Below are 20,910 nucleotides of genomic sequence, written 5' to 3'. Positions count from 1 at the left end.
TAGCACGCCAAAAGACACAGACAATGCTAAAGCTCTGTTGATACAGTAGAAGTTATACAGATGAGGTGATAATCATTACCACATCATGCTTTTAGATGCTGGAGACATGACATGAAAAAGACAGCTTACTTATTATTGAGTGGTTTATTATTGATATCAGGAGGGGCTATGGCTACCGAAGAGCCGAAATACACAGTATTGACCCAAGTAGATGACTTTGAGTTGCGTCGTTACGATGAGCAGCTAGTGGCGCAAACGTGGGTGAGTGGTGACCAAGACTCAGCAAGTCGTGAAGGGTTTAAGGTTTTAGCGGACTATATTTTTGGTAATAACACAGCACCAAGTGGAGACAGTAGTAAAATTAGTATGACGGCACCTGTCACGATGCAAGCTAATAACAAAGAAAGTGATAATGAGTCACAAAAAATTGCCATGACAGCACCAGTCAGTATGCAACAAGACGATAGTATGTGGCGCGTACAATTTACGATGCCTAGTAAATATACGATGCAAACACTGCCTAAGCCAAACAATCCAAACGTTGAGATTATAGAAGTGCCTGCACAGACGTACGGTGTGATTAAGTTCTCTTGGCTCGCAGGAGAGGACAAAGTAGCGGAAAAAACCGAAGCGCTGCAAACATGGATGCAAGACCAGAATTTGACGCCTATAGGCGAGCCTGAATTGGCACGTTATAACCCGCCTTGGACGCTACCATTCTTACGTCGCAATGAGGTGATGATTGCGTACCAACCTGAATAGTAATCAGCCCATAAAAAAAGACAGCAATCGCTGTCTTTTTTGTGCTTCATTTAAGGTATCTGAGTTAGACGTTTTGCTCACGGATGATATTAAGCATACGACGTAATGGTTCTGCTGCGCCCCATAACAACTGATCACCAACGGTAAAAGCACCTAGATACTCAGGGCCCATATTAAGCTTACGTAAGCGACCTAGAGCAACAGTTAAGGTGCCAGTCACTGCCACTGGAGTTAGGCGATCCATGGTAGCTTCTTTGTCATCTTCGACCAAGTCCAACCACTCGTTGCCACTGTTTTTGAGTGCGGCTTCGATTTCTTCTAGCGGAATGTCTTTTTTCAGCTTGATCGTTAGGCCTTGCGCATGACAACGCATGGCACCGACGCGTACACACATACCATCGATAGGAATCGTACTGGCTTCATCATTACCCAAGATCTTATTGGTCTCGACACCGCCTTTCCATTCCTCTTTTGATTGTTTGTTTTCTAGCTGCGCATCGATATAAGGAATCAAGCTACCTGCCAGTGGTACACCGAAGTATTGTGTAGGGAAGTCTGCTGAGCGCTGAGTCTGAGCGATTTTTTTATCAATCTCAAGAATAGCACTAGCAGGGTCAGCCAATTCGTCTTGGACGGCATCACGTAACACACCCATGCCATTGATGAGCTCGCGCATATTGTTTGCGCCAGAGCCACTAGCGGCTTGATATGTCATCGCGCTGACCCATTCGACCCAACCTTTATTAAACAGCTCACCGATAGCCATAAGCATCAATGATACGGTACAGTTACCACCGATAAAGTCTTTTTTGCCATTGGCTAGGGCACTATCAATAACCTTACGGTTGACTGGATCAAGAATGATGATGCTGTCATCTTTCATTCGCAGCGTACTTGCCGCATCAACCCAGTAGCCGTTCCAACCGCTATCACGCAATGGTTGATGGACTTTTGACGTATAGTCACCACCTTGGCAAGTAATAACGACATCACAAGCAGCAAGTGCTTCAATATCATGAGCGTCTTTTAGTTGGCCGGTTTCAATACCATCGAATTTTGGTGCATCGCCACCAGCATTACTGGTAGAAAAAAACACGGGTGTAATACCGTTGAAGTCATTTTCTTCCTGCATACGTTGTATCAATACTGACCCTACCATACCGCGCCAGCCTACCAAACCTACTGTTAAATCACTCATGAAGTTCAATCCTATTTACAATTATTTGTTGCATCGTCAACCGATAACAATGCCGTGAATGGCGCGAAAAAGCAAGGCGTTTTGGCTATTATTTGGTCGTTTTCCATACACTATTAACTATGTCGACCATAACTTTAAGTTATTACTATTGAAGAGATACTTGGCTATCTGACGATCTCAAAAATATAATGTTTAATAAAGCACTCATTATATTGAATGAGCCAATATTGTAACGTTTTATGATAGTTGTCGCATAATTGAGACTCACCAGTAGGCGAGAATCTTCTGAAATGCTAAAGTAAGTCTCAAACACAATCACTCGACGTTAGTTATTTAATGTCAGGCGGGTTACAAACACAATATTTTTTATCAAACAAAAGCTTAACCAATATACATCATCAGCTCTATCGACACTTTAATCAACGGTTAGTACCTACTTATGGATCTCTCACTATTATATTACGCCTTACAAGGTCTAGCAGGATTCATCGCCTTTGTCACAATCTGGGGCTGGTTGCCGCTAGATAACTGGTGGGTGCGCGGTGTTGAGTTTCCACGTATTCAAATCATGGTGCTTGGTATTATCGCTTGGGTCGGCATGTTAGTGTTTTCCTCAGAGTGGGAGTTAGGGCAGTGGATATTGTTTGTTGTGTTGAGTGGCACGTTAGCATTTCAGCTGAGAATGGTACTGCCATATACTAAGCTGTGGAAAAAAGAAGTTCAAAAGGCAAAAGACAAGCCAGAAGGGCAAGCGCATCAAATAAAAATCATGGTATCAAACGTATTGACGCCCAATGACGAAACGCAAAAGCTGGTCGATTTGGTTAAGCAAAAGCAGCCGGATATCTTAATTACATTAGAGAGTGACAAGAAATGGGAGCAAGCCTTACAGCAAGTCGAGTCTGACTATCCCTATACCGTGAAAGTGCCACTAGATAACCTATATGGTATGCACTTGTATTCTAAGCTTGAGCTTATCGATCCTGAAGTTAAGTACTTGATGATTAATGATATACCGTCTATTCATACTCAATTGCGTTTGCAAGGAGGCCGCGTCATTTGGTTATATTGCTTGCATCCCATGCCGCCTAGCCCAACTGAAGCTGATAAATCCACCACGCGTGATGCTGAGCTGCTCATGGTAGGTAAACACATAAAAGAAAACGACCAAACGGCGATACTGGCAGGTGATCTCAATGATGTCGCATGGTCAAAAACCACTCGTCGTTTCCAACGTATCTCTGGCCTGTTAGATCCTCGTATTGGTCGACATTTCATTAATACCTTCCATGTAAAATATCCATTTCTGCGTTGGGCTCTAGACCATATCTTTCATAGTGCCTGTTTTACAGTGGTTGATATTCAGCGTATGCCATCCGTAGGATCTGACCACTTTCCTGTGATGACTACCTTGCAATATGAGCCAGAAGAGGCAAGCAAGCAAGAAGGCAATGCGCCTACTGCACAAGCAGAAGATATCCAAGAAACTGACAACAAAATCGAAGAAGGCAAGAAAGAAGGCGAAAAAGTGTCAGAAGAGCACAGACAAGAGCAGCGCAGTTTTGGTTGATAAAAGAGGCCGTTTATTAGCTGTAATACATAGAGATAATGTAAGCATATGCTTACGCAAAATAGAGTCTTTAGCTTCTATCGGCACCAAATTCATTGGCCTATAATACATCCATCAACACAAGGATACGCATGGATGTAGTGTTGAGACAGTACCAATAAAAGCACAGGTCAGCCCGCTGTCTTATATAATACTGTTAAATGACTTAGGATGAGTCAGCACGGAAGAGAGATAATAACAATAACATGAAGTATTGAAACCCTGAACCAATCGCCCTAGGTTCGGGGTTTTTCTTTGCATATAGATTTTGGTTTATCAAGATTTAAACTATTTAACTTTGATATCTCTTTTAAAGCTTCCAGTTAAATGTTTAACTGCGCAAACAAAAGAAGGGTATATGCCATTGCATATACCCTTCTTTATTTAAATTGTTTCAATATTCTAGCTAACTTAATACTATTAGCTTATTACAACATATTAGCCAAGTATCTGAATATAAGCGCCAGCACGTAGCTCTTGTAACCAGTCTTCTTGAGCTTGTGGTGCTAGGCGTTGATACAGTGCTTGACGTGCCATATTGCGACGATATTGCTCGCTAATATCTTGATCGCGCTTACCATCAACTTTTAGGATATGCCAACCAAACTGTGTCTTAAATGGCGCAGAGTAGTCGCCAACTGCCGTATTTTTCATTGTGGCTTCAAATGGACCAACCATATCTTCTTCGCTAACCCAATCAAGGTCGCCGCCACGTCCCGCAGAACCTGGGTCATCTGAATACGTTGAGGCTAAGCTAGCAAAGTCAGCACCGCCACGAAGCTGCTCGTATAGATCATTGATTTTCTGTTCAGCAAGCGCGTCAGTCTGTAAATCATCGACTTTAACTAGGATATGGCGAGTATGCCACTGTGGTATCAGCATCGTATTGCTGGCTTTTTTATCAGCAAGCTTTATGATGTCAATCCCTTCAGGAGTCAATAATGGCTCGCTTACGGTACCAACGTCTAACTTGGTAATTTTGCTAGACAGCTCTGTCGGTAAAGAAGCTGCCTTGTGAAAGCCCATATCTCCACCTTGCAATGGAATCGGATAGCTTCCTTGGCTAGCGGCAACGGCTTCAGCGACGTTGACATTTGGCTCAAGCAAACGCGTCCGTAATGCTTGCGCGACTTTCAATGCTTCTTCACGTTGAGCAGCCGATAGGCGACTATAGTCATCTATATAAGGCACACGTACGTGAATGGTTTGATATTCGCTTTGGTTCAGACGTTTGGCTTCAGGGGAGGCTAAAAATGCATCAATGTCTTGCTCGCTAATACGTACTCGGCGAGTAATTTGACGCTGCTGTAGCGCTTGGATAGAAGCCTCTTCGATCAGTTTGGCACGTAGATTGGCATAACTACCAGGTTGCGCTGCATCTAAACGTTGCTGCAATGCTGCGATGCTATTAAGGCCTTCAGCTTGAGCGATTTGACCAAGACGTTGATTGATCTCTGCTTCATCGGCAGACAGTCCCGCGCGTTTGACCATAGACAGTTGTAGTTCACGCAAAATAAGCGCGTTTAGCACTTCAGACTGTAGTTGTGCTGAGTTTGCGATAGGCTCACCAGCAGCTTTTGCACGTGCTTGAGTTTGCTCGATAGCATCAACCAATTCGCTTTTTAAGATAGCATTTTCATTGACTAGGGCAATAATACCGTCTGTGCTATTGGCTGGCGTCAAGCGATCAACTGAGCTTTGCGCAGCAGAAGCTTGAGCTGCTGCAGGTTTGACAGTAGCAGCGTTGGCACTTAGCGTAAGCGTAAGGCCTGCCATAGATAGCAATACTGCTCTGCTAGTCTGACGTAAAGAAAAAAATCTCATGATGCTCCTCATCAATGTCATTGCATCGGATGGTAGTTGGTCAACTCTATCCGATACCCTTAATAATAAAATATTCGACAGCGTTTCCCATAATAGGGGTTCAAATAGTGTCTTATAAATATTTACGTAAATAATTCTAATCTAGCAAAAAACTGGTTAGTCTTTCCATGCCGTCTGTACAGGTTCAAAGCCCAAAATCTTATCAGCAAGCAATCGTGTCAAGCGGCTACTACCGCTGCCAAGACCATTTAATCTAACTTCTGCCATAATAGCTTGTGTTGGCTCGTCTTTTACGTTTAGGTCATTGTAATAGCGACGACCATAAACAGCAAAGCCGAAACAGCAATCTTCGTAATCAACACCGATGAGTGAATCAAGCATCTTGTTACGATTATAATCGTACTGACCCTGAGCCAATATACGCCAGCTGTTATTGATAGGGAAAACAGCGGAAGCGGTAAACGCCGATAACGGCAACTGATCGGTATTGTCATCACGTTGACGCTTGACATAGCCCACATTAAATAAGCTATTGTCTGACGGCTGATAGCGCAGTTCAGTCGTAATGTAGTTCAAATCATAGTTACTGGTTAAGGCACCGCTAACATCAACCCAAAAATTGTTGTAAGGCTGAGTGCTGGTATCCCATACCATACCTGAAGAAGACGAGGTAAAAACTGGCTGATCATCATCAAGTGTTACACGTCCATCATCTAGATAGAACTGTTCTGCAATGCTACCATCAAAACGTGTCACACCCGTTGCATCGATGTAACGATAATTGACGCCAGGCGTAATAGAGTGCAAATCCTGCAAACGATCATGACCTAAGAACCAACTGTCCGAAAACAGCTGCTCATAGTTAATAGAGGCAATACGCGTATTAAAGTTAGGAATGTCGTTTTGGTTTTTATACGGTGAATACGTATATTTTACGCGTGGGCTAAGTAAACGATAGCCACCCATGGTATCGTCAAACGCACCAAATGGTGAGCCCGCTTGATAGAAGTGTAGACCTGCATCGATACTGGCTTGCGGAACAAACACCGACTGACTGCCATCTTCTTCACTAAGCTGATTATCTTCTAAGCTATCTTCATCATATGACGTATATAGATGCTGCAAGCTCAGCTTAGGTTTGATATAACCCCAAGAGGTTTCCATCGGATAGGCGGCGCTCAGTTTATTATAAATACGTGCACCACTTTTTTCGTTTTCAGAACCATCATCGATAGACTTCTTGAAGTATGCAGAATCATGAATACCAGTGATATCGAAGCGCTCAGCCCAAGGCAGGCGATAATTTAATTTGAGCTGTGGCAAGCGTGAGTACGGCTTGTCTTTGTCTTCTAACGCTTCACCACTATCAGTAAAAGCATCTAGAGTCTGGAAAGTTTCTACTTTTAGTTCACCATCGACATAATCATTGTAATAATTGACGCGGGCACGACGTGGCAAGTTTATTGTGCTGTCCGATAGTCCCAACGTATCAAAATCATTAAGGTAATCGGCATCCGATACATAGTTATATTCGGCATCAGCACTTAAACGTGGAATGCTTTTCGACGACCAAGTGTGGTCATAAAACAAGCTGGTACGATCTTCATCGTCATACTCTTTGTCGTTAGGTAAGTATGAACCGTTTAAAATACCTTCCCCATAATTCTCAGTCAGATAACGGAACTCACCTGATAGCATAGGGTTACGGTCAGTATAAATATGCGTGTTAAGAGTAGCATCATAATTAGGCGCTAAGTTGAAATAATAAGGAATATCAACTTCAAGACCGCTTTCACTACTGACGCTAGCACTTGGTAATAAAAATCCACTACTACGGCGACTGTCTATCGGGAAGTTAAAGTAGGGGAGATAAAATACGGGTATGTCAGCCACACGGAAAGTGGTGTTATACGCTTCGCCGCGTCCTGTATCGGTATTTAGATCGATACTTTTCGCTTCAAACTGCCATTTGCGGTTGGTAGGTGGACAGGTACTAAACATAACCTGATCCAGCTCGTATTCACTCTCATTCGGTTTGTTTAAGCGTTTGGCATAGCCGTGCGCTTGTAGACCAACACTGGCAAATGCCACATCATTGGCCGTTGATTGACCAGTCTCAGTATTGTAATTCAAGCTATCTGCAACGCCAATTAGGCCGCCTTGTGCCGCTCTATCATTAAAGTTGGCTTGGCCGCTCTTTGTAGAGATGTTGTTTGTAGCGGCATTGTTTGTAGAGACGTTGCTTGTACGCTGTCCAGTCGCATTATCTGTAAACATGACTTTGCCTTGAGCCGCCGCAACGCCATTGCTCAAGTCAATCATGACTTTTTCTGCTTCGATATGCTGAGTGCCTTGGTCAATTTTTACATTGCCAGATAGCTCAGCGTAATTCACGTTATTGTAATAACCGTAATCAGACTCGGTAAATAAAGGGGCTTGATTGTTCGGAACGCTAGCCACATTTGGTGCTGGTTGTCCGTTTGCCGTACCAGCTTCGTTTACAGCGCGTTGATAATTGGGGTTACTCTGCGGATATACCCATTGACCTTCACAGCGCTGGGCACTGTCCACGGCATTTGGCAGTAGACGTAAATCTCTACCGACCTTTGGAATCGTCTGTGCAGCAGGCATCGCATTATTATGAGCATTGTCCGCTTCAGTGCTGATAGCCTCATTGTTTAATGTTGAAGCATCGGTATCTGGCGTTAGCTCATAAAACTCTGCTAAGCGCATTAGGCTGGCTTGAATACTCTCGTCATTAAGATCTAGCTTACCATTATTTGTTGTTATCGCTTTAGGGACAAAGGCACTGCTATCTGGTGTATTACTGCTTGGTTGGTTGCTGGTTTCTGTATTTAAATTACTAGCGTTAGAAACTTCGTTGCTAAAAGCTTCAGAGTCAGCAGCTTCATTAATCTCTGTGATATTTAGGTCATTGTTCTCAGAGAACCTGCTATCTAACGCAGTATCATTCGATAAAGTAGCGTTATTCGTATCAGCAGAATTAGTATTCTCTTGATAGCTATCATTTAGAGTATCGGCTTCTTGATAGCCATCATTACTTTGAGTGCGACTAATACTATTGGCGTCAGTCGCAACACTATTAGACGCATAGCTGCCTGTACTATCCGTAGTGAGTGGTTCAGTTTTTTGCGTATTGGCATCACCAATGGCAGCACTGACAGTTAGGCTAGATAAGCTTAAGGCACCAAATAAGATCAAGCGGATGCTTTGGTAAAGCGGAGAATATAACAAGGGCACACCTATGATTGCAGAGCTTATTGGATTGCATGACTGAGTTTAGTAGCGATATCACCGAACGATATAAAGCAGTGAACGAGCGACTAAAATATGACTAATGTATTCTCAAAAATTTGGATGTTTTACATATAATGACGACTAATCATAGTCAAAAAAAACCAAATCAGCTACACTATTTACCAAAATTTATAATATAGCCATGCTGATTTTTAAGTAGCGATAGCGATTCTATCCGACATTAAGTATCGAATGATATAGCAATACGTCTGCGGCAGCTTGTATAGCACCGTCGCATATCGCTATTTTAGCAAGTATTTGTCCGACTTATCACTACTTTAATTATTTATGACTTATATTTAACCAGCGATGCCCAATATGACTGACAAAACGACTTTAGAGACTGATATGATCGATGAAAATAACAACCGCCAACAGCAATTAGAACAATGGTTACAGCAAGTATTTTTAGATCAAACCTTTAGTCTAGATAGCTTACCTGGTGACGCTAGTGCCCGCCGATACCATCGTATCGAACTATCAGAAACAGACAATAGTGCCAATACGCATTATATCGTCATGGACTCCGCTGACGAGCAAGATGCGATGCTGCAATTCATCAATGTTGCGAAACTGATGGCACCTGCTGTTAACGTGCCGACTCTGACTGCACAAAACGTAGAAAAAGGATTTTTGGTATTACAAGATTTTGGCACAGTAGAATTTGCCCATTTGCTTGTCGATGCAACCGCAGACCAAATCAATGACTACTATCAGCTAGCAATGCAGACATTGGTCGCGCTACAAACGGTACCAGTAGAAACGGCAAAGTCGCAACACCAGCTACCAGATTATGACACAGCACTATTAGACCGTGAGATGGATTTATTTAGCGAATGGTTTATGCCTTACATTGGTATAGCCCTAAATGAGCAGGTTTGGGGAAACCTAAAAACAGCATTAATGAATGAGATTTTGCAACAGCCACAAGTGGTGGTCCATCGTGATTATCACAGCCGCAACCTTATGCAAGACCAAGCAGATCAATCAAAGCTGGGCGTGATTGATTTTCAAGATGCCGTCATTGGTTCGTATGCTTATGATCTAGTGTCGTTAGTACGCGATGCTTATGTTGAATGGCCAGAGAGCCAAATATCTGCATGGATTAATGACTTTTGGCAGCTACAAAAACAAAAATCACTAGCCACTGCTGATAGCGCGGTGCAGTTTGAAAACGATGTGAATGTCATAGGCGTACAACGTCACCTAAAGGTATTAGGGATTTTTATTCGTTTGTCTGAACGCGATGGCAAAGACCGCTATTTGGCGGATATTCCTAAAGTCATGCGTGATTTGATTATTGAATTAAACTGGCTTGCCGAACATGGCAACGATGAACTAAAGCAATCAGTTATACCGTTTAATCAATGGCTACAAGAAGCAGTGCTACCTGCTTATAAAGAGAAGTTTGCTTCAGCGTAGATGACGCTCAGCTAAATTAATTTAAATAATAAAGATAGGAGCGCAGATGTCTACCTCTACGATTACACAAGCCATGATTTTGGCTGCGGGCAAGGGCACACGCCTACGTCCATTAACGCTTGAGACACCTAAGCCTTTGGTTGAAGTCGCAGGTCAACCGCTTATTGTTTGGCACATTAAAGCACTACAAGCAGCAGGCATCACTGATATCACGGTCAATGCATCATGGTTAGCAGATAAGCTAATGGACACCTTAGGCGACGGTTCACAGTATGGCGTAAAGCTGCATTGGTCAGTAGAAGGCGATGAACCGCTCGAGACCGCAGGCGGCATTTTTCAGGCATTACAATCAGGTAAGCTAAAGGATGAGCCGTTTATTCTGGTCAATTCTGACGTCTGGACTACTTATGATTTTTCTCAATTAACAGACTATACATTGGGAGCGGATCAGCGCGCGCATTTGTTATTGATTGATAATCCAGAGCACAATAATGGTGGTGACTTCGCGATTAATAACGGTCTTGCTAGTGAGCAGCCGGTGGGCGATGCAGATAAGTATACCTTCGCTGGTATTAGCGTAATGTCACCAAAATTGGTAGAAGGTCTGGTATCAGGACAGCCTGCTGCATTGGCACCACTACTGAAGCAAGCAATGATAAAGTTTCAAATTACTGCTGAGGTGACGACAGATAATTGGATAGACGTTGGGACACCAGAGCGTCTAACACAGGTTAATGAGTTTATCGAACAGAATGATATCGAGCATGCAGGTAGGCCAAACTTATAAAGTTAAGCTAAATAAAAAGCAGCGTCGATTATTCAACGCTGCTTTTTTTATGCATATAGAAATATTTTTTATGACATGTCTAAAAGGTATATTGGCAAGACAGAAATGCAGATTTAGCATCTAGCAAGCTATTCATTAGCTAACTAACTGGCACTCAATCGTATGATTAGGCAATTATGCTAAACACCCATGGCCAGTTTAATTAGCTGAGCAATGGTAAACACCACTAAAAACCCTGCTAAATATAGACCTACAAACCATGCCCATTGCGTTTGTTTTTTACTGAACTTTTTCATAGAGATCTCCTGATTAGCGTATGAAGTGTGACTACCATCTATAAACGACGATAGCCATCCTTTTTAGCCGATCCGTTACCCGCCACGATTAGCGACTAGTACATCGGATTGTGATCAGATTTACCTTTGAAGGTATAGTAAGCAAATGCTGTGTAGCTCAAGATAATCGGTAACATGATACAGGCGCCAATTAGCATGAATGATAATGAGGTATCGGCAGCAGCAGCCTCATAAATCGTCATTTGATACGGTACGATATAAGGGAATAGGGCAAAACAAACCCCGATATAACCCATTAAAAATAGAGCAACCGTTAACAAAAATGGACGATACTCACGCTCTGTTTTTAAGTCTTTACGCATGATAAAGAATAAGAGCATGACAATGATAGGCATAGGAGCAAGGTATAACAAATCTGGGAAACTAAACCATCCCTCTAACGCATCGATGTCTGAGAAGTACATAAACGCTGTGACCACAACCATCGCTACTAGTAACGCAGTAAGCATCCATCTAGAAACTTGGCGCGCCCACACTTGCAACGTATGTTCTGTTTTTATAATAAGCCACGTAGAGCCAAGTAAGGCATAGCCGATAATCATGGCAAATCCACACACAATCGAGAAAGGTGTGAGCCAATCAAATGGGCCACCAGTATATAGACGGTTACTGGCTTCTAACCCTTGCACTAACGCCCCAAGCATAATGCCTTGAGAGAAAGTCGCAACGACTGAGCCGACAAAGAAGAAGGTATCCCATACATGCCGGCGCGAAGAGGATTTGAAGCGAAACTCAAACGCCACGCCGCGCATGATAAGACCGAATAACATGGCAGTTACTGGTAGGTAAAGACCTGTCATGATGATGCCATACGCAACAGGGAATGCTGCGAATAGACCACCACCACCTAGCACTAGCCACGTCTCATTACCGTCCCAAAATGGCGCGATAGAGTTCATCATGCGGCTACGGTTTTTATCTGATCCTGCAAAGGGGAACAAGATACCGCAGCCTAAATCAAAGCCATCAAGCAGTACATAGACAAAGACAGACAAAGCAATCAAACCGCCCCAAATAAGAGGTAAATCTAACACATCACCGAAGTTAAACATTAGCGTAATCCTCCATCATCGACATCATTTGCAGGCTCATCTAAGCCTTCTTCAGTACCTTTGGCAGGATTACTATCACCACTTAACGCGCGGCCTTGACTCTCGGTCACTGAGTGCTCGTAGAAGTTATCTTCTGCAGGATCTGTATAAGGTTTCGGCCCTTGAGCAATCAAGCGCAAGATATAAAAACTGCCTGCACCAAAGACAAATATGTACAGCACGATAAAGCCAATCAACGTAGTGGCTACTTGCTGTGCTGCAAGAGGAGACATACTTTCAGCAGTACGAATCACACCGTAAACCGTCCAAGGCTGACGTCCTGTCTCGGTTACGAACCAACCTGATAATAAGGCGATAAAACCAAGCGGAGTCATCATCATCCAAGCACGGTGGAACCACACGCTGTCAGTATTGAACTGCTGTTTTTTGAAGTATTTGTAGAGACTGAATAGGCCGACCAGTACCATAAGCATGCCAATACCGACCATGATACGAAATGCCCAAAACACGATAATGACGGGTGGTTGATCTTCAGGTGCCCAGTTTTTGAGCCCTTTAACTTCACCATCTAACGAGTGGGTTAAGATTAAACCAGTCACATAAGGAATTTTTACTTCGTACTTATTGGTCTGATTTTCTTGGTCAGGAATCGCAAAGAGACGTAGTGCGGCACCGCGTTCATCCTCCCAGAGTCCTTCCATCGCAGCCACTTTAGCAGGTTGGTGCTCAAGGGTATTTAGACCATGCTCATCACCAATCAATACCTGCGCCGGCGCAACAAAGATGGCCATAATCATCGCCATACCTAGCATTACACGACCATGTGCGCGGTGCTCGACATGCTTTTTAGATTGAATATAATATGCGCCGATACCACCGATGACAAAGGCAGTGGTCAGAAAGGCTGCAGTCATCATATGAGCATAACGGTAAGGGAACGAGGGGTTGAAAATAATTTCAAGCCAGTCGGTAGGATAGAGCAGGCCATCTGCACCCATCATAAAACCTTGAGGAGTCTGCATAAAGCTGTTGGCGGCTAATATCCAAAAACCCGAAATCAAGGTACCAATAGCAACGATGGCGGTTGAAGCAAAATGCATGCGTTTACTCACGCGACCCCAACCAAATAGCATAATACCCAAGAAAGATGCTTCTAAGAAGAACGCTGTCAATACTTCGTAAGCGAGTAATGGGCCTAAAACGTTACCGGCCTTATCAGAGAATACGGCCCAGTTGGTACCGAACTGGTAGGACATTACCACGCCTGATACCACACCTAAACCAAAGACGACAGCAAATATTTTGACCCAATGCTTGTAGACTTCAGCATAGATAGGTTCACCAGTTCTTAACCAGCGGAATTCAAGCACCGCAAGCCAGCTGGCAAGTCCGATAGAAAAGGCAGGAAAGACGATATGGAACGAGATAACAAAAGCGAATTGGATACGCGCAAGCAGCAGCGCATCGAGCTGGTCAATCATAAATGTAGCGAACATAAACGGTTACTCTCATCTGTTAGCTGAATAGCGCTGACTTCCATACAACGCTCAAGTAACTGTCCGTAACTATCCATTGATCAAAGTGGCAAGCATTACGGGCAATAGCTCAGTGACGTGGACTTAGCTCCATTAGACATAAATTGTGGCTAAGTTTGCGACTCACTGTTTAGCTGAATTGAATAATTTATGTCCTTATAAATTTACATATTACTGTCATGTGCTATAGATATATTATGCGCTCACCTAGATATACACGCAAGCAACCCAGTCTGGCTGTTGCAGACCTAAGAGTCACCAAAATAACATAATTCAAACATTGAAAAATAAAATTAATATTATTAAAAACAAAGCAGTATGCGTGAACATACTGCTTATTTAAAACCTATAACCGATATTTGAAGGTTACGATTTATACGTCAAAAACCTTGTGAAATAACAAAAATCTACATCATTCTTGTAGCTGCTTATGCAAAATTCTTCGCAACGTCAAAATGGTCTGCGGATTGGTCTGAATACTATGACCGCCATTGATAATTGTCTCAGACGCAGCACCATCGAGATGGGCACTGTTATAAGGAACGATACCATCTGATAAACGCTCGGTCAGTGCTTGACTGATATCATCATTGACTGTCACAGCGGCAACAAGCGGCTCGGGTGGTAGCTGTGATGTCTCAGTATTGTCGCTGACATCAACGCTCGCTGTTTCATTTCCAGAGTTATCTTCTACCGCTTGTGACAAGTCAATTTTGGCACCGTTTGGTTGCGTTTGTGCCAGTCCTTTAGTGATATCGGCATCGTTATTGGCAATGATTGAATGGTAAGTGATACGCTCATTCATAGTGATGTCTTTGGTTAACTCTATAAAAGAGGACTTGTCACTTAACTGGCTGGCACCGTTCTGCAAATATAACGCACCTAGTGGGTTTTGCGCCAAATCGCCTTGAGTGGCAATGGTCGCTAAGTTATCCGTGAATGTCTTGACCAGACCTACGGGTAAGTAAACGATGCGGCGTAGCGCACGGGTGAACCATCGATCTGCATAATCTGTACCACGGAAAGGTGCAGATAGAAAAACAGCGGTGTCTACTTGCGGCAACGCCTGTAGCTCAAATCGTTCCTTTAATTCATCTTCGCCAAAAGAAGTTTTGAGCGCATTACGGATTTGCTGTTTTTCATTGCTAGAGAGGATATCTTTGTCATTAAGCTTATCTAAATCATCGACTAAGTTTTCATCAGATAGCATCATACGAGCGATAATAGCACCCATACTATGGCTGATAATTACACTGTTTTGACTGGCACGATTTTGTCCATTGGGATCAGTCTGCTGGTAGGTACTGTTGATTAACTGCTGAATCTGATAACGATTTTCCAAAATAGGCAGATTGGTTGGATAGAATATTTGCCAAACTTGGTAATTATCACGCAGCTTGTCATCATTAAGAATATCGTTGGTCAGATTGACCCATGTGGCCGGACTAGAAGCTAGCCCGTGCAACATAATCAACACGCGCTTATCAGGATCATAAGGCTCGAGCATGAATAGTTTGGGCAGCTGAGCATCTGGCTGGCGCGTAATCAAGTTTAAATAACCCACACCATCTAACTGGTTTTCTGATAGCCATAAGCCATATCCCGCGGAAAAGTTGGCTGCCAGTGGGTAGTCATCATTGAGAATATTAACGGATTCGGTTTGGTACGGGTTATATAAATGAATATCAAGCTTACGACTGCTCAGCGCATCTAATACGCTATTGCCATCTGGCTTAATCAGACCAGTCAATAGCAGATGTCCCGTGGGATAAATACGAGAGCTTGGCTCGCTGTCGTCCGTGTTTGTATCTTCATTTGTTAGACGACCAGATAAGGAGGCGACTAGCAATTGACGGATTGTGGTGGTATAGCGATCATCCAATGACGCCACCAAACTGATGCCCAAACCAGGGCGTTTGCTCACGGAATTGAGACCGGAGAGCCGTAGCTCATAAGTGGATGATAAGTCTGCCAAAGCGGAAGTTTGTTTATGAGCGTTTTGCAGATAGTTGTTTTCGTTGGGCAAATAAATATCAAGATTGTAGTCATTTACGGTCACTTTCATGACTTTGACTTGGTCTGTTGCTTTGCCCTTTAGCGGTGGTCGATTGGCAATCGCTGCTTCATCCGTGTTGTCACGCTTGGTAGAGGTTATTGGCAAATACTCTACTGTCGTATCACCCATCAATTTATTGGCGTTTTCAGTCGATTGATAAATTTGAGTAATAACGTCATTGCTAGCAGCGTTATAAATATCTTGGGTTTGGATATCATTGTCATTTGGAATACGGTTTTGCGCACGATGGCTATTGCTATTTTGCTCTGCACCTTCAAAGTCATGGGTTAAACTGTCATAAAATAGATAGGTGTAGCTGTATTTGACGGCATCAAACAACCTTGCTTGATAATCGGTTAAACACAGGTCGGTTTCTTTTTGCTGCGTTTTGGCGTCATCATCACTTAAAGGCGCATTGGCGTAATACGGATCAAGTGGCGGGCGTGCAAGCGCATTGCGACAGTTTTTTGAGTCAGATAGTTGACGCGCTTTTGCATAGTGCAGTTCTGCAAAAATAGCCAAAGCAGGGCGATAGTGTCTGTTAAGCATACTGTCAGAGAGCTGAGTCAAGCATAAGTTAAATTGCTGCATACAGGCTTGCTCATTCAGTCCTGCTGATAATAAAGCAGATGCTGTGTCGCTGCTTAGCGCATTGTCAGTGACGATATTGCCGCGCTGCGCTGAGATGGTCTTGGCCGAGGCTTGTTTATCTACCGTCACCGTACTACACGCTGGTAGCAATACTGCTGCCGCCAAAAGCATAAGTGACGCAATGGGCAGGGTTTTTTTATTAGTATGTATTACTGTCTGTTTGCTAAAGCCAGCGAAAGTCATAAGTCAGTCCAATAAACGGTGGTTATGATAGTATGAATAATGAAAGTAGCAATTGATAATGAGTGTAGCGTAACTTTTGGCGTTAGACTATTCATTTGCAGTTCTACAAAAGCATGTTTTAAAACGAATGAGTTTCTACTAGTCGAAAAAAAGCGCTTTTGTCTTATAGAGATAAAACAAAAGCGCTTGGTATGTGAAGCTTAGATTGTTTATTAGATATTTGACCTAGTGAAGGTCTTATTAAACAAATATCTTATGAATCAAACCCTCAATAGCTAATCTCAACAAGTACAGCATTTCTAGGCACCTGGTTTTACGCTAATATCAGGGGCAGGGATATCCCAAATGTAGAATTTGCCTTCTTCAACGAGTTTGATTTGTTGGGGAATAACAGTATTGTTAGGGTATTGCCCTTCAAGACGACGTAAGCGTTCTAGCGCATTAGCGCGGCGGTCACTAAGTAGATCTGACTGTGCCAAGCTTTGTTCTGCTTCGGTGTACCCTAAAGCGACAGCGCGGTCTAGATACTTTTGACCTTCTTTGAAGCCGCCACCTTCTGATAGCATCATACCGTATAGGAAGTTAGCCTCACCACTATCAGGTTGCAGCTTGATAGCGCGATCGACATACTGACCACCACGTACCGTGTAGTCTGAACCCAAATCTAGGTTACGACCCATGCCGTTTAGCTTAGCGGCACGAAGCAATACATCAAAAGACGCATCTGGCGACTTGGCATATGGTTCGATCCAATCAGCCAATACTTTGATTTTTTCACGTGTGTAATGGCGCTGTGAGCGGTTAGGAAAGTTTGGTGGATAGTGACGCGCGTTAGGGGATACGTCAGCGATGAAATCATCTAATAAACTGACATCAAGTTTATCAGTACCTAGCCCTTTTTGTTGTGGAATTAGCACGGTTTTCACAAAACTCATGTCTGATAGTTGTACTTGCGGTGTAGGAATATTCGGAAGTTGTCCGCTACGCAGGTCGATACCGGTAGCTGTCATTGGACCAGGTTCATAAACGCGAGTGGTGCCTTTCATGACAGGTGCAGCAGCAGGCGTCATCATTTGCGGTGCTTGAGACTGAGCAGTACTGCCAGCTGTATTATTTTGCAGAGTACCGCTTAGTTGCATGTTAGTGGTTTGCGCATTGGTCGACTGATTGTTGCTCGCAGGTGTTGCTGGCAAGCTTGTTTGCGCGGCATTAGTTTGAGCAGGGCTGATAGCTGCATTAGGACGAGCAAGACGAATCACACGTTTGCTTGAGTCCATCGCACTAGGTACAGCTGTTGCAGCGGCATCAGTTTCTGCAGCGTTCACAGGTGCAGATAACAGCATGGCACAGGTTGCAGCCATAAGGGTCAATGTCGCAAACTTTGGTGACTTAATAGGGTGGCTACTAGAGAGGATCGCTTTCATAAAAATCGTTACCTTGTTTAATTTATTTGGTTGTTATTCATTGATTGGACGGTAATATAAATAGCGCATTGCTGCAAAATCGTACAAATTTTTAATACCGTAGCAAATTAAGCTTTACGCTATCTGTGGTAGGATTGTTAATCGCTAGAATTAAGCAAACCTACGTAAATCTGTGCAGACGTTGATGAGTAACAAAGTCAATAGCAGCAGCTAACCACAGTACCTGTAACCATAAGCTATAAGTGATAAGCGGTATCTTTCATACGATTTGCCATCCATCGCATGGTCCGACGTACTGCTGGAGACAGGGCAGCGCCGCCACTTGCAAGTGCAAGCTCACGATGGTGCAGCTCCTCTTTATCCATTTGTGCCAGTATTTCTTTTGAGCGCTGATCATGCTCAGGTAACTGCTTGATATGATCTTGTAGATGCTCGCTGACCTGCGCTTCTGTCTCCGCTACAAACCCTAGACTAAACTCATTTGAGATCGCGCCTGCGACTGCACCGAGTCCAAAAGACATACCGTACCAAAGCGGCGTAAATACGCTAGCATGGCTACCAAGTTCGCTTAGACGAGTCTCGCACCAGACCAAATGATCGACTTCTTCTTCGGCCGATTGTTGCATGGCTTGTTTGACCCCACTATCTTTCGCGGCAAACGCTTGGCCATGGTATAGACCCTGCGCACATACTTCACCTGTATGATTGATACGCATAAGACCTGAGACGTGCCGCGCCTCTGTGATGGTCAACTCAGGAATCTCATCGCTACTGACGGGCAACGGACGCGTGCTTGGATTGGAATGTGGCACGACAGCTCGTAATGCCTTATCGACCCCAAGTAACAACTGGTCAATTTTAGATAAAGGACGCAGGGTCATAACTCACTCCTGATGGTGTTAAAAACTGTCAATAAAATAAAATGTATTACCGTCTAAATGCAACGGCATAATGCGTATTACTATAACAAACAATCCAAATTATCGGCTCAAATATTACTGTCTAGATAGCTCATAAATAACCTATAAATAGTTCGTAGGTTGCTATAGCAATAAAAGCAACGAAGTCATCAGCACAACATTAGACTGTATCTATGGAACTGAACTTATTTACGGCGCTAACCATCGTTGGTTTGGATAACGGCATGCTTAATATGTTTATTGAATTTGATGTATAAAAATGCACCAAACACTATATTCAATAGCCCTGTCACCAAAAATAGCTGTGGTAGCGTAAACCCTAAAACATTTAAGATAACAATCGCAAAAATCGCTGAGGTAACCATAAATATCGCGTTAAAAATGTTATTTGCGCCGACGATGCGTGCTCGATGACTCTTAGGTGCGTAGGCTTGCATAGAAGCATATAGCGGTACGATATACAAACCACCGCTGAACCCTAAGAAGAATAAATCCGCGAAGACACGCCAGCTACCACTTATATTAAACAAATCACCAATGCCAAGTAATGTGTCATTATTCACATTTATATCTAAACCTGAAAGTGAAAAATACAAATCAATAGCAAAGATACTTAATCCAGCAATACCAAAAGGCAATAGACGCAAGCTGACTTTATTTTTGGTCAATGTTTTGCACAGCACTGAACCGATCGACACACCAACAGAAAACAATGTGAGTAAGAAAATAACGACTGACTCATCACCAAGCAAAATCACCTTGCTGAACTCTGGAACTTGGGTCAAAAACGTCGCCCCATAAAACCAAAACCAGCTGTTGCCAAGAATGATAAAGAACAAAAAAGGCAGAGAGTATAAGTAACGAACCGTGGCTAAGCTGGTCGTAATAATATTCCAGTTAATCTTCAGGTCAGGCTGCATCGCTGGCATATTAGGAATATAGCGTGCAGCTAAATATCCCAAAACAGCGATAACCAACACCGTGGCACTAATCCAATACAATGATTGTGATAGCTGAGTTAAAATACCAGCGACAATCATCCCGACCAAAATAGCCAGCGAAGTACCCATCTGAAAAAGACCGTTAGCGCCGACCAACTCATCTTCTTTCATCGCTTGTGGCAGATAAGCGTATTTGATCGGTCCAAAGAAAGTCGAATGCGTACCCATCAAAAACAATGCGACAAACAGCAGTGCATACCATTCAAAGACAAAGCCTACCGCGGCAACAGCCATGATGACCAGCTCAAGCAGTTTGATAAACTGCGTGAGCTTTGATTTTTCATACTTATCAGCAATCTGTCCTGCCAAAGCAGAAAACAAAAAGTAGGGTAGGATGAATAACATGGCGGCCAAGTTATTAAGGATGCTGACCTCTACACCCAATTTACTGGCGGCAGTATAAGTCAGCACCAGTATGAGCGCCTGCTTAAAAATATTGTCATTGAATGCGCCCAAAAACTGGGTGAAAAACATAGCGCTAAAACGACGGCGCTTGAATAACTGAAACTGGTTGGACATGGACATTCCTACAGATAAATCGCGACTGATAGAGAAAATAGCGGCGCTGAACGACAATTTTTTTATGAGAATAATCGTAAATTTTATTAAAAACTATATCAAGATATAGCATAGGTTTTATCAATATTAAGCCGTATAATAGCAAGGCTTCGGTGAAAATACATGCAGTCAATGCTATGATTCGATATTTAACTAAGTTATGATTTATAAATTTTATGTGATTGCATTTTAGGGTATAAATAGTAGTGAAAACAAAGGCTACTACCCATTAATGCTATCTATAAGCTAGTAGC

At 43.0% G+C, this 20,910-nt stretch carries 14 protein-coding genes; 4 read left to right on the top strand and 10 right to left on the bottom strand.

What is annotated here, in order from left to right; all coding sequences use genetic code 11:
* Positions 1 to 168: 168 nt before the first annotated feature.
* Entirely contained in the window at positions 169 to 762 is a 594-nt protein-coding gene (locus ACTXGF_RS23405) for an SOUL family heme-binding protein (protein WP_443532469.1), read from the top strand.
* 64 nt (positions 763 to 826) lie between these two features.
* On the opposite strand, the gene asd is transcribed toward ACTXGF_RS23405, so the two are convergent.
* Positions 827 to 1,960, bottom strand: coding sequence for an aspartate-semialdehyde dehydrogenase (gene asd, locus ACTXGF_RS23400; protein ID WP_443532471.1), 1,134 nt, complete (start codon positions 1,958 to 1,960; stop codon positions 827 to 829).
* A 439-nt stretch (positions 1,961 to 2,399) separates the two neighbouring features.
* On the opposite strand from asd, the gene ACTXGF_RS23395 reads away from it, so the two are divergent.
* The gene (locus ACTXGF_RS23395; protein ID WP_443532473.1) at positions 2,400 to 3,530 is read left to right on the top strand and encodes an endonuclease/exonuclease/phosphatase family protein; all 1,131 of its coding nucleotides are present in this window, start codon (positions 2,400 to 2,402) and stop codon (positions 3,528 to 3,530) included.
* 477 nt (positions 3,531 to 4,007) lie between these two features.
* On the opposite strand, the gene ACTXGF_RS23390 is transcribed toward ACTXGF_RS23395, so the two are convergent.
* Together ACTXGF_RS23390 and lptD are read right to left on the bottom strand one after the other, a co-directional pair.
* The gene (locus ACTXGF_RS23390) at positions 4,008 to 5,393 is read right to left on the bottom strand and encodes a peptidylprolyl isomerase (RefSeq protein WP_102091960.1); all 1,386 of its coding nucleotides are present in this window, start codon (positions 5,391 to 5,393) and stop codon (positions 4,008 to 4,010) included.
* 156 nt (positions 5,394 to 5,549) lie between these two features.
* On the bottom strand, positions 5,550 to 8,648 hold the full coding sequence (gene lptD / locus ACTXGF_RS23385; RefSeq protein ID WP_443532475.1) for an LPS-assembly protein LptD: 3,099 nt from the start codon (positions 8,646 to 8,648) through the stop codon (positions 5,550 to 5,552).
* A gap of 381 nt (positions 8,649 to 9,029) precedes the next feature.
* Between lptD and ACTXGF_RS23380 the strand changes: the two genes are divergently transcribed.
* Entirely contained in the window at positions 9,030 to 10,133 is a 1,104-nt protein-coding gene (locus tag ACTXGF_RS23380; RefSeq protein WP_443532477.1) for an aminoglycoside phosphotransferase family protein, read from the top strand.
* 46 nt (positions 10,134 to 10,179) lie between these two features.
* Positions 10,180 to 10,920, top strand: a complete 741-nt coding sequence (gene murU / locus ACTXGF_RS23375) for an N-acetylmuramate alpha-1-phosphate uridylyltransferase MurU (RefSeq protein WP_443532479.1) — start codon at positions 10,180 to 10,182, stop codon at positions 10,918 to 10,920.
* Between the two features lie 179 nt (positions 10,921 to 11,099).
* On the opposite strand, the gene ACTXGF_RS23370 is transcribed toward murU, so the two are convergent.
* The 7 genes from ACTXGF_RS23370 to ACTXGF_RS23340 form a co-directional block, all read right to left on the bottom strand.
* Positions 11,100 to 11,216, bottom strand: a complete 117-nt coding sequence (locus ACTXGF_RS23370; protein ID WP_414558917.1) for a DUF2474 domain-containing protein — start codon at positions 11,214 to 11,216, stop codon at positions 11,100 to 11,102.
* A gap of 95 nt (positions 11,217 to 11,311) precedes the next feature.
* On the bottom strand, positions 11,312 to 12,328 hold the full coding sequence (gene cydB / locus ACTXGF_RS23365) for a cytochrome d ubiquinol oxidase subunit II (RefSeq protein WP_057759155.1): 1,017 nt from the start codon (positions 12,326 to 12,328) through the stop codon (positions 11,312 to 11,314).
* Positions 12,328 to 13,824 carry a cytochrome ubiquinol oxidase subunit I gene (locus ACTXGF_RS23360; protein ID WP_191114920.1) on the bottom strand — a complete coding sequence of 499 codons (1,497 nt, stop codon included), beginning with the start codon at positions 13,822 to 13,824 and terminating at the stop codon, positions 12,328 to 12,330. Before ACTXGF_RS23360 ends, cydB begins: the two co-directional genes overlap by 1 nt.
* Positions 13,825 to 14,275: 451 nt before the next feature.
* Positions 14,276 to 16,753 carry an esterase/lipase family protein gene (locus ACTXGF_RS23355; protein WP_443532481.1) on the bottom strand — a complete coding sequence of 826 codons (2,478 nt, stop codon included), beginning with the start codon at positions 16,751 to 16,753 and terminating at the stop codon, positions 14,276 to 14,278.
* A gap of 299 nt (positions 16,754 to 17,052) precedes the next feature.
* Entirely contained in the window at positions 17,053 to 18,177 is a 1,125-nt protein-coding gene (locus ACTXGF_RS23350) for a tetratricopeptide repeat protein (RefSeq protein WP_443532482.1), read from the bottom strand.
* Between the two features lie 236 nt (positions 18,178 to 18,413).
* Positions 18,414 to 19,058 carry a 2-polyprenyl-3-methyl-6-methoxy-1,4-benzoquinone monooxygenase gene (coq7, locus tag ACTXGF_RS23345; RefSeq protein ID WP_057759163.1) on the bottom strand — a complete coding sequence of 215 codons (645 nt, stop codon included), beginning with the start codon at positions 19,056 to 19,058 and terminating at the stop codon, positions 18,414 to 18,416.
* Between the two features lie 236 nt (positions 19,059 to 19,294).
* Positions 19,295 to 20,617: an MFS transporter gene (locus ACTXGF_RS23340; protein ID WP_443532484.1), complete on the bottom strand. Its 1,323-nt coding sequence runs from the start codon at positions 20,615 to 20,617 to the stop codon at positions 19,295 to 19,297.
* Between the last annotated feature and the right edge of the window lie 293 nt (positions 20,618 to 20,910).

It is taken from the genome of Psychrobacter sp. 1Y6 (genome assembly GCF_052258385.2).
Classification (GTDB): Bacteria; Pseudomonadota; Gammaproteobacteria; order Pseudomonadales; family Moraxellaceae; genus Psychrobacter.
This window is presented reverse-complemented; position numbering and strand designations above follow the sequence as displayed.